The 14,171-nt window shown below is 39.9% G+C and carries 11 protein-coding genes; all 11 read right to left on the bottom strand.

What is annotated here, in order from left to right; all coding sequences use genetic code 11:
• Positions 1–89: 89 nt before the first annotated feature.
• Complete coding sequence (yfmH, locus tag GXK58_RS03545; RefSeq protein WP_160719920.1) at positions 90–1,382, bottom strand: EF-P 5-aminopentanol modification-associated protein YfmH; 1,293 nt, start codon at positions 1,380–1,382, stop codon at positions 90–92.
• A complete protein-coding gene (gene yfmF, locus GXK58_RS03550) occupies positions 1,382–2,662 on the bottom strand; it encodes an EF-P 5-aminopentanol modification-associated protein YfmF (protein ID WP_160719922.1) in 1,281 nt (426 codons plus the stop codon). The genes yfmH and yfmF overlap by 1 nt, the downstream gene beginning before the upstream one ends.
• A 174-nt stretch (positions 2,663–2,836) precedes the next feature.
• Positions 2,837–3,796: an ABC transporter permease gene (locus tag GXK58_RS03555; protein ID WP_160719924.1), complete on the bottom strand. Its 960-nt coding sequence runs from the start codon at positions 3,794–3,796 to the stop codon at positions 2,837–2,839.
• 1 nt (position 3,797) lies between these two features.
• Positions 3,798–4,844 carry an ABC transporter permease gene (locus tag GXK58_RS03560; RefSeq protein WP_160719926.1) on the bottom strand — a complete coding sequence of 349 codons (1,047 nt, stop codon included), beginning with the start codon at positions 4,842–4,844 and terminating at the stop codon, positions 3,798–3,800.
• Positions 4,837–6,372, bottom strand: coding sequence for an ABC transporter ATP-binding protein (locus tag GXK58_RS03565; RefSeq protein ID WP_160719928.1), 1,536 nt, complete (start codon positions 6,370–6,372; stop codon positions 4,837–4,839). The genes GXK58_RS03560 and GXK58_RS03565 overlap by 8 nt, the downstream gene beginning before the upstream one ends.
• A 198-nt stretch (positions 6,373–6,570) precedes the next feature.
• Positions 6,571–7,647 carry a BMP family lipoprotein gene (locus GXK58_RS03570; protein ID WP_160719930.1) on the bottom strand — a complete coding sequence of 359 codons (1,077 nt, stop codon included), beginning with the start codon at positions 7,645–7,647 and terminating at the stop codon, positions 6,571–6,573.
• An 82-nt stretch (positions 7,648–7,729) separates the two neighbouring features.
• Positions 7,730–8,455, bottom strand: a complete 726-nt coding sequence (locus tag GXK58_RS03575; RefSeq protein WP_160719932.1) for a GntR family transcriptional regulator — start codon at positions 8,453–8,455, stop codon at positions 7,730–7,732.
• 340 nt (positions 8,456–8,795) lie between these two features.
• Complete coding sequence (locus GXK58_RS03580; RefSeq protein WP_160719934.1) at positions 8,796–11,153, bottom strand: DNA translocase FtsK; 2,358 nt, start codon at positions 11,151–11,153, stop codon at positions 8,796–8,798.
• 140 nt (positions 11,154–11,293) lie between these two features.
• Complete coding sequence (locus tag GXK58_RS03585; RefSeq protein ID WP_160719936.1) at positions 11,294–11,530, bottom strand: YlzJ-like family protein; 237 nt, start codon at positions 11,528–11,530, stop codon at positions 11,294–11,296.
• A complete protein-coding gene (locus GXK58_RS03590) occupies positions 11,527–12,279 on the bottom strand; it encodes a ClpP family protease (protein ID WP_160719938.1) in 753 nt (250 codons plus the stop codon). Before GXK58_RS03590 ends, GXK58_RS03585 begins: the two co-directional genes overlap by 4 nt.
• Before the next feature lie 105 nt (positions 12,280–12,384).
• On the bottom strand, positions 12,385–14,052 hold the full coding sequence (locus GXK58_RS03595; RefSeq protein WP_160719940.1) for a ribonuclease J: 1,668 nt from the start codon (positions 14,050–14,052) through the stop codon (positions 12,385–12,387).
• Between the last annotated feature and the right edge of the window lie 119 nt (positions 14,053–14,171).

Raw genomic sequence — 14,171 nt, forward strand, 5'->3', positions numbered from 1 at the left:
TTTTAAACCCGAATCCGCCGGTAAACTTCGCACATCCGCCAGTTTAGCCCACATGCAAAGAAGCGCCGGGATACGACGCTTCTAGCACGTTACTTTTGTTTGGGTACAACTTGGCATACAGAGAATCGTTCCTCTGAAATAACCTCTGAGGCTAACTTTTGTACATCCGCTAAGGTAATTTTTTCAAGAGTTGGTACGACATCAAATAAGTTCATATCATTAAATGCATACCTTGTAAATTGATTGGCTATATATTCAGGCGAGTTAACAGCCCGTAAAAAGGCACCAATTTTCTTCTTCTTGGCTCTTTCTAATTGTTCCTCGTTAAATCCACTAGTCTGTTTGGCAGCCAGAAGCACTTCTCTCAGCCTGTCAGCCAGATTATCAGGTTCACTGGTGTCACCACCGACCATGGCAAATCCAAACCCTTGTTCCTGTGTGTAGTCATAGGAGAAGGTTTCATCCACAAGACCTTCGTCATATAGCTTATTATAATTGTCTGAACTCTTTCCAAACAATAGATCAAGAAAAACATTCATCGTCAGCTCATTTCTCAGCAGCTCATCACCTGATTGGTCTACATGGAGCGCCTTGATTCCAAGCAACACCTTAGAAGTTTGCACATTCATTTGCAGTACCTGCTTCTTTTCGGCCGCCTGCGGTGGTTCTTCCTCAAACCTGCGCTTGATTTCCGGCATATCCTTATACTCTTTTTTCGCTTGGTTATCGCGTACTTGAGTCATGATTTTTTCAGGGTCAACCGGGCCGACAATAAATAAAAGCATGTTGCTTGGATGATAGAAGGTGTTATAACACTCATATAGCCAATCTTTATCTATTTCCGCAATGGATTCGATTGTGCCTGCAATATCGATACTCACCGGGTGATTTTGATAAAGGTTCTGGATTAGCCCAAAGTACAACCGCCAATCTGGATTATCATCATACATGGTAATTTCCTGACCGATGATTCCCTTTTCTTTTTCCACTGTTTTTTCGGAAAAATAAGGGCTTTGGACAAAATCGATTAATGTTTCTAAATTCTTTTCCACATCAGACGTGCTGGAAAATAAGTAAGCCGTGCGGGTAAACGATGTAAAGGCGTTAGCAGATGCTCCCTGGCGGCTGAACTGCTGGAACACATCCCCATCTTCTTTTTCGAACAGTTTATGCTCTAAAAAGTGGGCAATACCATCGGGTACCTTTACATACTCGTCTTTCCCGAGTGGAACAAACGTATTATCTACCGATCCGTATTTGGTTGTAAAGGTGGCATAGGTCTTATTAAAACCCTTTTTCGGCAGAATATATACATTTAGTCCATTAGACATTTTTTCATGAAAAAGTTCTTCCTGAAGCTGGTCAAAAGTAATTTTCTCCATTATTTGCCCGCCTCCGTTCCCGTTAAGAAGTAAATGGTATCTAATTGGATTTTATTGGCCACAGCAACAATTTCTTCTTTTGTCACCTTATTCATTTCAGCAATCCAGGTATCCAAAGGAATGTTGGCATCCGCAACCACATTATGATAAAGAATTTCCGTTAAACCTCGGGCAGTATCAACTGTCTCCATAATTTGATTTTGAATAACCGCCTTGGTTTGCTCTAGTTCCTGGTCAGTAAAATCTCCCTTTTGCATAGCAGCCATTTGTTCGTTAATGATACCGACAGCTTGGTCGTAATTCTTTAGGTCAATTCCTGATACCACTATCATTAACCCTTTATGGCTCTCAAGCCGGCTGGCCGCATAATAGGCAAGGCTCGCCTTCTCACGAACATTAATAAACAACTTAGAGTGCGAAAAGCCTCCAAACACCCCATTGAATACTTGAAGGGCAAAATAATCTGGGTCTCCATACACAATATTTGTACGATACCCAATATTTAATTTCCCTTGTTTCACATCCTGCGTTTCTTTTACCTCATTCACTTTTTCTTTATTGGTTCTATCTTGCCTTTGGGTCTTTTTGGGTGTCCGGTTTTCAAAATGGAGTAATTGGCTGGCAAGTTGTTTTACTTCCTCTTCCTTCACATCACCAATGACATAAAGGTCCATTTCATCTTCTAAGAACGCCTTTTGAAAATATTCATACAAATTTTCCGATGTGATTGCATCCACATCTTCAGCTTCTCCATTCACCTGAAGGGCATAGGGTTCGCCTTTGCACATTTCTTCTAACAAGCGGACATTGGAGTAACGCATTTTATCATCGTAAACAGACTGAATTCGAGATTTGAGGACGCGCTTTTCCTTTTCGACAGTTCCTTTATCAAAGGCATTTCCTGATGTGTTCGGTTTAGTCAAAATTTCAGATAATAACTCAAAGCCTTTTTGTAAAAGCGGGGTTGGATCGCTTAAGAATTTCTCGTTAGCAATTTCCAGGCTCACACTCATCACATGGTATTCACCTTTTTTAGATAAGTCAACATAAAGAGTCGCACCATATAACTCATCTAAATAAGAACGTAGTGCGGCAGTTGAAGAATATTTAGCCGAGCTGCTTTGCAATACATGCGGAAGAAGGGCACGCTTGGTTACATCCTCTTTCGTTAAAGGAGCCTTCATTCTCCAAACGAATGTATTGGTCTTATACTTTTCTGTTTCAATTACATGGAGTTTATAACCCTGCAATTCTGAAATTTTTTCGGCAATTGAGTCCACTATAATCCTCCTTTTTCGTAAAGGGCTTACTTTAATGATATGTAAACATTTTTCTTTATATCTTTTCCTTTTGAATAAAACCTATACTTCTTAACTATAAATTGCCAGGCTTGTTCAATACAAGGAATTACGCTTATAAAAAAGAGCCCTCATTTCCATGAGAGCTCTCGCTGTTTATCGACTGCCTTTAATATAGTGTGTACCGCTCGCTTTTGGAGCATCCGCACGTCCGATGAATCCTGTTAAGGCAAGAACGGTTAGGACATATGGTGCAATTAATAAGTACACGTTTGGAATTTCTTTTAGGAACGGTAAACTTGAACCGATGATACTGATACTTTGAGCAAAACCAAAGAATATTGCTGCACCCATTGCGCCAAGCGGATGCCATTTACCAAAAATCATGGCTGCAATAGCCATAAAACCTTGACCGCTAATCGTAGAGTGGCTGAAATTTGAGGTAATCGATTGGGCGTATACTCCGCCGCCGATGCCGCCTAAAGCACCTGAAAGGATTACACCGAGATAACGCATTTTGGTTACATTAATCCCCATTGTATCTGCTGCCATTGGATGTTCCCCGACGGAACGAAGGCGAAGACCAAATGGTGTTTTATAGACAATATACCAAACGATAATAGCAACAAGAATAGCAAGGAATGATGTCCAATAAGTGTTTTGGAAAAATATTCTTCCAATGATCGGGATATCTTTTAAAACAGGAATGTCAATTTTATTAAAGCCTTTGCTGATAATATCTGTTTCACCTTTATCATAGATAAGCTTTACTAGGAAAAGAGTTAAACCTGTCGCAAGTAAGTTGATCGCTACACCAGATACTGTATGGTCAGCTCGGAAGGTGATGGCTGCAACCGCATGTAACAATGAAAAAATAGCTCCAGCAACCATTGCAACTAATATGGCAAGCCAAGGAGTCAGGCTCCCAAATGCTTCAAAAAAGGTAAGGTTAAATACAATGGCAGTAAATGCTCCAATAACCATTAAACCTTCAAGACCAATGTTTACTACCCCAGAACGTTCTGAAAAGATACCGCCTAATGCAGTGAAGACAAGTGGAGCTGCCCATAATAAGGTAGATGGAACGACAATCACTAAAATGTCCATTAAGCTCAACTTACTTCACCTCCTTTTTACTGAATCGGTCAAGAAATACTCTTATGATATAACTAGAGGCAACAAAGAATACGATTAAGGCAATAATAATATCTACCAATTCATTCGGAACACCAGCTTCGAGCGGCATATTCAACGCTCCTACTTTCAGTGCACCAAATAAAAGGGCCGAGAAGAATACTCCAAGTGAGGTATTGGCACCAAGCAAGGCTACCGCAATCCCATCAAATCCAACGCCAGTGAAACCGCCTTTTACTGTCGCATAGCCGAAGGTCCCCAGGCCTTCCATAGAACCTGCCAAGCCGGCAAAGGCCCCAGCTATAACCATTGAGAGGATAATATTCTTGTTAACATTCATCCCTGCATAATGGGCAGCATGCTGGTTAAAACCAACTGATCGTAATTCAAATCCCCTAGTTGTTCTCTCAAGTAAAAACCACATAAAAATACAGGCCAAAATGGCAATTACGATCCCCCAGTGAAGTCGTGAATAATCGGTTAGACTTTGCAGCCATTCCGATCTTAGTGTGGCCGTTTCCTTGATCATATCTGTTTTATCTTTATTATCTGTAATAATATTTTTTATAAAGTAGTTGCTTACATGCAAAGCAATGTAGTTCATCATTATCGTTACAATTACTTCATGCACACGGAAACGTGCTTTTAGAAAACCCGGGATGAATGCCCATAAGGCTCCAGCTGCCATGGCTGCAATAATTGCTAATGGTAAATGAATGATTCTTGGAAGATCAAAGGCAACTCCGACCCAAACGGCTGCTAGCCAGCCAACTAAAAATTGTCCTTCTACCCCGATATTAAACAGACCTACACGAAAAGCAAATGCAACCGCTAAACCTGCAAGTATATACGGAGTAACTTGTCTAATTACCTCTCCCAAATAATAAGAATCCCCAAAAGCTCCATTCCATAGTGCCGTAAAAGCTGCCATCGCATCATAACCGCTGACTACCATAATAATGGTTCCAACGATTATACCTAAGAGCACGGCAATAATAGGGGTTAATATATTTTTAAACCGTTTAAGCATGGGAGTGTTCACCTGCTTCCTTTCTATTTGACCCAGCCATCAACAAGCCAAGTTCCTGCTCGGAAGTTTCTTTTGGATTGACGATCGCAACGATTTTCCCCTCATAAATGACAGCAATCCGGTCACTTACATTTATGATTTCATCCAACTCGAATGAAACTAGCAAGACCGCTTTCCCATGATCACGCTGTTCAATCAGACGTTTATGAATAAATTCAATTGCACCAACATCCAATCCACGCGTAGGCTGTGCAGCAATTAGCAAGTCGGGATCCCGGTCTACTTCTCGTCCAATAATCGCTTTTTGCTGATTTCCTCCGGATAGTGCCCGAGCTAATGTATATTCGCTGGGTGTCCGAACATCAAACTCACTTATTAATGTTTTTGCTTTTTTATAGATTTCCTTGAAATTTAAAACGCCGCTTTTTGAGAAAGGTCTTTTATTATAGGTTTGTAAGACCATATTCTCACCAATCGGGAAGTTTAAAACTAACCCATGCTTATGGCGGTCTTGAGGAATGTGGCCGACACCAGATTCTGTGATTTTCCGAGGGGTTTGATTCATTAGTTCTTTACCATTTAATTTAATACTCCCGCTCTCCGCTTTACGTAATCCTGTAATAGCTTCAATCAATTCTGATTGTCCATTTCCGTCTATTCCCGCGATACCTACAATTTCTCCAGCCTTAACGGTAAGGTCGAGTCCACTAACAATATTGATGCCACGAGAATCTTTTACAACTAAATTCTGAACCTGAAGCACGTCCTGTTCCGGTTTTGCTTCAGCCTTTTCTGTTTTAAAGACCACTTCTCGTCCAACCATTAAGCTTGCCAGTTCGTTAGGATTCGTTTCACTTACATTAACCGTGCCAATACCCTTCCCTTTACGAATAACCGTACAGCGGTCGGCGACCTCCATAATCTCTTTTAATTTATGGGTAATGAGAATAATAGATTTGCCTTCCTTTATAAGCGTTTTCATAATTTGCATAAGTTCTTTAATTTCCTGTGGTGTCAGTACAGCAGAAGGTTCATCAAAAATAACAATCTCTGCACCGCGGTATAATGTTTTTAAGATTTCTACCCTTTGCTGCATTCCCACGGAAATATCGGATATCTTTGCCTGCGGATCAACGGCCAATCCATAACGTTCTGAAATCTCACGAACTTCTTTTTCGGCCTTTTTTAAGTCAATTCTTCCCCCAGTTGTTATTTCTCTGCCGAGGATTATATTTTCTGTAACCGTAAATGTATCGACTAACATAAAGTGCTGGTGAACCATTCCGATTCCTAAATCATTTGCAATATTTGGGTTAGTGATTTTAACAGGTTTCCCTTTCACTCGAATTTCACCTTGTTCAGGTTGGTAAAGCCCAAAAAGTACATTCATCAAGGTGGATTTGCCCGCACCATTTTCACCTAATAATGCGTGAATTTCTCCCTTCTTTAATTGAAGGGTAATGTTATCATTCGCAACGAAACCGCCAAATTCTTTACGAATGTTGAGCATTTCTATTACAAAATCCATCTTTCTCACTCCCTGTGTTAGGTTAAAAGGAAATTTTGACCAATAGTAGTAAGAGGTCAGACCTTTCAGATTTTTAAAAAAACAGGGATTTCCTCCCCACTAAAATCTTAAATGAAAGGTAGAATTTGTTTCTACACTTCACTTAGGATTTCATTAAGAAGGAATAAGCAGGATTTAATACCTGCTTATTCCTTTATATTATTTTGCACTAAAAGTTTTTAATTCAGCACGTGTACCAGGAACTTTTACTGCACCTGATTTAATTTTGTCAGTCCATTCTTTCACAGCGGTTTCAATTGCTTCTTTATTTGCTGCTTTGCTATTAATTGGTGCTAAACCAACACCATCTTCAGCAAGGCCGTAAAGTGCAACTTTTCCGCCAGGGAAATTACCTTCTTTAGCTTTTGTAGATACGTCGATTACAGCATTGTCTACGCGTTTAAGTGCGGAAGTTAAGACAACATCTGGACCCATGTTTGCTTGGTCACTGTCAACACCGATTGCCCAAATTTCACGAGCTGGGTCTTTTTTCTTAAGGTCATTAGCTTCTTTAAATAAACCAACACCTGTACCGCCAGCAGCATGGAAAACTACATCTGCGCCAGAAGAGTACATTTTTGAAGCAATTGATTGACCAAGTTCAGCTTTATCAAAAGCTCCAGCATATTGAATATCAACAGTAGCTTCTGGTTTCGCCGCTTTAACACCTGCTACAAATCCAGCTTCAAAACGTTCAATAACAGCTCCTTCGACACCGCCGATAAAACCAATTTTATTGGATTTAGTTGTCATTGCCGCTGCAACACCCGCTAGGAATGATGCCTCTTGTTCTTTGAAGAGGATGCTTGCTACGTTGTCTTGTTTAACTTCAGAGTCAACAATTGCGAAATGATGATCTTTTTGTTGTTGTGCAATTTCGTCAACCGCACCCTGCATCAAAAAGCCAATTCCAAATACTAAATCAAAATCTTGACGTGCAAGAGTGTTTAAATTAGTAGCATAATCTGCATCTGATTTAGATTGAACGTAATCATATCCGCCTTTACCTTTTTCCAAGCCATTGTCTTTACCGAATTTTTGAAGACCTTCCCATGCGGATTGGTTAAATGATTTGTCATCTACACCGCCCACATCAGTGACCATTGCTACAGAGAATGTATCTTTGTCTCCACCTTTAGATGTTTCGTTTGTGTCATCACTTTTTCCACAAGCACCTAAAAGTGTCCCAGCAGCAAGAACTAGAGATAGTGTCATTCCAATTTTACGCTTTTTCAAGGTAATTGACCCCCTATGAATTTGTTTGATTTTTGTAGAAATGATTTTATAGACTGTTTAGATTTACATCTATTAAAAAAGATCAAAATCTCTTTCTTAATACATGAAAACTAAACTTATCCGCCTTAAAATAGTTTACCGAAAATAGGACAGGTTCATCCATTTCATCAAAATGCATTTGCTTTAAAACAAGCAGAGCAGTTTCTGGTTCACATTCTAATATGGGGGAAATTTTCTCATGATAACCTATTGGTTCGATTTGAGCGATAGCGTATGTAATTTTGCGGTTTGCCTCTTCCTCTAAAATCTGAAAAATGGATTCTTCTTCATGAGAAAATGTTTCAGGCAAAATGCTTTCCGGGACCTTATCGATGCAATAAACAACAGGTTCTCCGTTTGCGGTTCTTACCCTCTCCATTACGAATATTTCCTCACTATCAGGACACGAGAAACGACGAACATCCTCTTCGGTGGGAACTTGAGTTGATGAACTTAAGAAAATGGTGCCTGGTTTCATGCCAGCTTGTTTAATCATGTAAGTGACACTATTTAGTTGTTCAATCCCGGATGTAAACATTGGCCGTGCGTTAACAAAAGTACCAACACCGTGGCGCCTAATGATTACATTCTCCTCCTCAAGAATTCTTAGTGCTTCTCGAAGAGTCGCCCGGCTCACACCTAGTTGTTTGGCAAGATCAAATTCTGAAGGCAGCTTTTCTTTTTCTTTATATACCCCATTTTTAATATCCTGCTTCAACCGATCGATGACTTGTAAATATAAGTGCCGGTTATCTGACTTAATAGACATGCTGTTTCCTCCAGCCTTTTTCCTAGACATCAGACATCTGATATCATTCCTACTAATCGGATTTATATTAACATTTTTTATTAGATAAATAAATAGATATATAAAATTTCGTCGAAAAAAGGGGGAAAAAAGCTAACATTCAAGACAACGCTTACATATTATTTGAAAAATTACCAAAAACATGTCGAATTATGTAGAATTACAAGATTTAATTAAAATGAAGATGTCCATTCATTGTCCTGTTACTATAGTATCATATCCAACAACAAATTAGACCACAAAAAAAAGAGCACAACGGCTCTTTTTTACTAGTATTGATACCTTTCGGGCTTTATTCAGATTATGAACTCTGTTCCTCTTTTGGTTTTGCTTGTAATACAGCACGTGGCTTACTGCCCTCATATGGGCCTACAATACCGCGGGCTTCCATCTCATCAATTAGTCGTGCTGCCCTGGTATAACCAATTCGGAAACGCCGCTGCAGCATGGATACCGATGCGGTTTGCATTTCGATAATTAAATCAACAGCCTCTTCATATAATTCATCATCGACTGCACCAGTTACTTCCGGAATATCATCTGGAATCATTTCTTCTTGGTATTGTGCTTTTTGCTGTGAAATAACAAATTCTACCGTATCCTCTACCTCTTGGTCTGAGAGGAAAGCACCTTGAACCCGTACAGGTTTCGATGCTCCGACAGGGAGGAATAACATATCCCCTCTGCCGAGCAGTTTCTCCGCACCGCCCATATCGAGGATGGTCCTTGAATCAGTCGCACTTGAAACAGCAAAGGCAATACGGGATGGTATATTAGCCTTAATCACACCGGTGATCACATCGACCGACGGACGCTGTGTGGCGATGATTAGGTGAATTCCCGCGGCACGCGCCATTTGAGCTAATCGGGTAATTGAATCTTCTACATCCGATGAGGCAACCATCATTAAATCGGCCAACTCGTCGACAATCACGACAATGTAAGGCAGCAATGGCTGTTTGTCATTCTCCTCAAGGTTGTGTTTTCTCACATGGTCATTATATCCTTCAATATTACGTGTACCGGTGTGAGAAAACAGTTCATACCGTCTTTCCATTTCACTTACTACTTTCTTTAATGCTTGTGAAGCTTTTTTTGCATCTGTTACTACCGGTGCGAGCAAATGTGGAATCCCATTATATACATTTAATTCAACCATTTTTGGGTCAATCATCATTAATTTGACTTCATGGGGCTTTGCCCTCATTAATAGGCTCGTAATAATTCCGTTTATACATACACTCTTTCCGCTTCCTGTCGCTCCGGCAACAAGTAAATGCGGCATTTTATTTAATTCGGCAAGAACTGCTTCACCGGTAATATCCCTGCCAAGCCCAATTAATAGTTTCGCATCAGGTTTGTCATTTTGGGTCGCTTCTAACACTTCCCTTAAAGAAACCATTGCAACCTCAGAATTTGGCACCTCAATTCCAATCGCTGATTTACCGGGAATTGGCGCTTCAATACGGATTCCTTTAGCAGCAAGTGCTAAGGCGATGTCATCACTTAGGCTTACAATTTTACTAACCTTCACGCCAACATCAGGATGTACCTCATATTTTGTAACAGCAGGTCCTAAATGAACCTGAGTAACCCGGGCTTTTACTCCAAAGGATTGGAAGGTTCTTTCAAGTTTTGCAGCATTGGCATGGATTAGTTGATATTCACCGCTTTGGTCTGTTTTCTTTGGAGCTTTTAAGAGTCTTAGCGGCGGCAATTCATAAGAAACATTCTCTACTGCTGCCTCCGTAAATGAAATTGGAGGAGTATTATCATCCTCATCCTCTTCTGTTTTGCGTTTTTGTTCTTTTCCCTTGGTTTGATCGGCTTCAGAAGTAACGGCAGGCGGCACTTCTACGTATGCTCTATCTGAAAAACTAGAGATAATCGGTTCAGGAACAATGGTTTCTTCCTGTTCTGGCACATGATTATTAATAACTGGTGCAGGTTCTCTTTGACGGTTTTCACGTTCTTTCTGCTTCTCGGCAATCCGCTCATTGCGCCGCTCGGCTTGTTTCTGTTTCCATTCAGACATGTCCAGCTTGAATGCTTCCCATTGTCCTTTAGAAAAATCAAACAAAGTCAGAATGATTTTGCCAACAAAATCACCAAATGATTTTCCTGTCAACAAGATAACCCCAATAAGAATAAAGATAAATGCAATAATTTTTGTCCCTGTCTCTGCAAATAAATAGTGGAAGAGGGCAAATAGAACCGCTCCGAGAATTCCTCCTCCAAGATCCGTTGTACTTGTCTCCCCTCTTAATTCCATCATAAATAACTCCCAGGTGTTGTTAATCACACTTGGGTCCTTAAAATTCCCATCGTTTGTGAGCAGGTGGAATAGGGTTACATGACTCAGGAGAAGGATGGCTGAAATAATAAAATAGCTGCCAACTAGTTTAATATGAAATAAAAAGGGAATCGTTCGTTTCCACATTAAATAAATACTTAAGATAACTAGTCCTAAAAGACCCAGCATATACCATTCGCCCATCCAAAAACGAAAGAATAGAACAGTGGCCTTCCCTACTGCTCCTAACTTGGCAATCGATATAACGGCCAGTGCTAAGATCGCTAAGGCCGTTAATTCATATTGAACGGTTCGTTTTAAATGATTGTCTCTTTTTTTGGGTTGTCTTTTCTTTTTTTTGGCCATTTAATCACCTTGTACTATATTTTTATTTCACTTTTTAGCTGGTACTCATATGTTTAAGTATCCATTTATGTATGTATAAAAATGAGCAGCCGAAAATGGCTGCTCTTTTTCTCTTTTTATAATTATACCATATTCTACTATTACATTGCCGATAAACCACCAAGGTTAGCAAAAGAAATTTTGCTGCCCGGGCACAATTCCTGATTTAAATAATGCTGTGGATCGCTGCTTAAGATTCGGACAATTTGGACATGGTCTGAATCTGTTTGCTCTACAAGCATAGAAATTCCCTGATAGGAGATTAGCTTTTGCTTGCTCTGTTCCACTTCTTCAGGCGGGAAGATCAACTCACTTGGCATCATCGTATAAAGGATCATTGAATCAGCCCCTCATTTTTTTCCTTTTGAAGTTCGATCATTTCATATAATTTCTTCATCGCAGGCCCTAGACCTCCGACTTCATCAATTAATCCGTATTTAACGGCATCAACACCAATCACATTCGTCCCAATATCTCTAGTTAGATTTCCTTTTGCAAACATTAAATCTTTAAACGTTTCTTCTGTAATATTCGAATGTCCCTTAACAAAGTTGACCACCCGCTCCTGCATCTTATCTAAATATTCAAACGTTGCGGGCACACCAATAACCAGTCCTGTCAGCCGAATCGGGTGGATGGTCATGGTAGCCGTTTCTGCAATAAAGGAATAATCGCACGAGACCGCGATTGGCACGCCGATCGAATGTCCACCGCCTAACACAATTGAGACTGTTGGCTTTGATAGAGAGGCAATCATCTCAGATATTGCCAAGCCTGCTTCTACATCTCCGCCGACTGTATTCAAAATAATGAGGACCCCTTCAATTTTGGGGTTTTGCTCGATGGCGACCAACTGTGGCAGTAAGTGCTCATACTTGGTGGTTTTATTCTGCGGCGGCAATGCCATATGCCCTTCAATTTGGCCAATAATGGTTAAGCAATGAATACTAGAATCACTTGAAAGCTGCGGTACATTGGTTTGACCCAGCTGTTGAATTTTTTCTAATAATGGAGAAGTTTTTTCCTCTTTTTGAGGCTCTTGTCCTTCTTGTTTACCGGTATCATTGTTACGGTAATCGTTACTCATTCTACTGCTCCCTTCAAGCATGATATACGCTTAGTATTCACCCAAGAAACAATTTCATGCTCGAAATATGAAAAGGCACTGGTTACAAAACCAGTGCCAATCCTTTTAAATTTCCATTATGATAGGGAGTATCATTGGTCGCCTTTTTGTTTTTTCATATAAAAAGCGATTCAATTCATCTCTGATTTCTTGTTTTAAGCTGGACCACTCAAATGTGCCTTTTGCCGTGTTTTTTTCTACGATGTCACGGACTAACTTCGTTGAATTGTCCATTAACTTTTCAGACTCTCGTACATAGACAAAGCCTCTTGAAATAATTTCTGGACCAGCAGCAATTTTCTTTTCCTGCTTGGTCAAAGTAACAACAACAATTAAAATACCATCTTGAGATAAGAGCTTACGGTCACGCAGAACGATGTTACCCACATCCCCAACGCCAATTCCATCAATCAATACATTTCCTGAGGGAACTTTACCTGAGATCCCCATGCGGTCTTCTTTCCATTCGATCACATCGCCGCGTTCTGGAATAACAATCTGTTGATCCATAAGTCCACTTTCTAAGGCCACTTTCCGGTGTGCTTTTAACATCCGATATTCGCCGTGAACTGGAATAAAGAACTTCGGTTTCATTAAATTAATCATAAATTTCAGTTCTTCTTGACTTCCGTGACTAGATACATGAATGGCTCGTCTGCCAGATATAACATTAGCGCCTGCTCTAAACAGCATATCGATTGTTTTAAATAAAAACACTTCACTGCCCCGTAGAGGAGAGGCAGCGATTAATACTGTATCACCCTGCTGAATGTTTAAGAGTTTATGGGTCTGCTTAGCCATTTTCTGGAGGGCTTCAATCGGCTCGCCTTGACTCCCTGTCATTAATACAACAATTTCACGATCCTGATAGTTTTTGATTTCACTTACAGGGATAATTAACTCTTCATCCACTTCTAAATAACCTAAATCAAGGGCGATATGATAAATTCGCTCGAGGCTCTTCCCAACTACCGCTACTTTCCGCCTATTTTCACTAGCGGCATTAAAAATATGTTGGATCCGATTAATATCTGATGCAAAACAGGCAGCAATAATTCTGCCAGGAGCATTATAAAAAGAATTGGACATTTCTCGTTCAACAATTGTTTCTGATGTGGTGTAACCTGGTATTTCCGCCTCTGTACTATCTGACAGTAGACACAATACACCTTGATCCCCAATAGCAGCCATTTTGCCAATTTCAGGCTGATATAACCTCGTTGCGCCCTGGTCAAACTTAAAATCTCCAGTATAAACAATAATGCCCTCCGAGGTATGTATACAAACTCCCACTGAATCCGGAATACTATGATTCGTTCTAAAAAAACTAGCTTGTACAGACTCTAATTCGACAATTGTATCGGAAGTTACTTCTATAAAATTGGCAGTCCCTCTAAATTCTTGTTCTCTTAGTTTTGCATTTGCAAGTGCAAGGGTAAGTTTTGTCCCATAAATCGGGACATTCACATATTGAAGTACATAGGAAAGAGCACCAATATGATCTTCATGACCATGTGTTAAAAAGATCGCTTTTACCCGTTCCTTATTATCACGTATATATGTTAAATCAGGTATAACCATATCGATACCGAGCATCTCTTCCTCGGGGAACATTAAGCCAGCATCAATAATAAATATGTCCCTGTCCACCTCAACCAGATACATATTTTTTCCGATTTCTCCAAGACCACCAAGCGCAATAAACTTAATGGATGTATTTTTTTTCTTTATCAAACCCGTTTCCTCCTATGCTGACAATAAATAAAAATTATACGAGCAAAGTGATGTATCCTGCTTAAATACCACTTTACTATCGCCGACCCAAGATCAGTTATGATTATTATACTTGATAA

The sequence above is a fragment of the Bacillus sp. USDA818B3_A genome, from assembly GCF_009928415.1.
GTDB lineage: Bacteria > Bacillota > Bacilli > Bacillales > Cytobacillaceae > Neobacillus.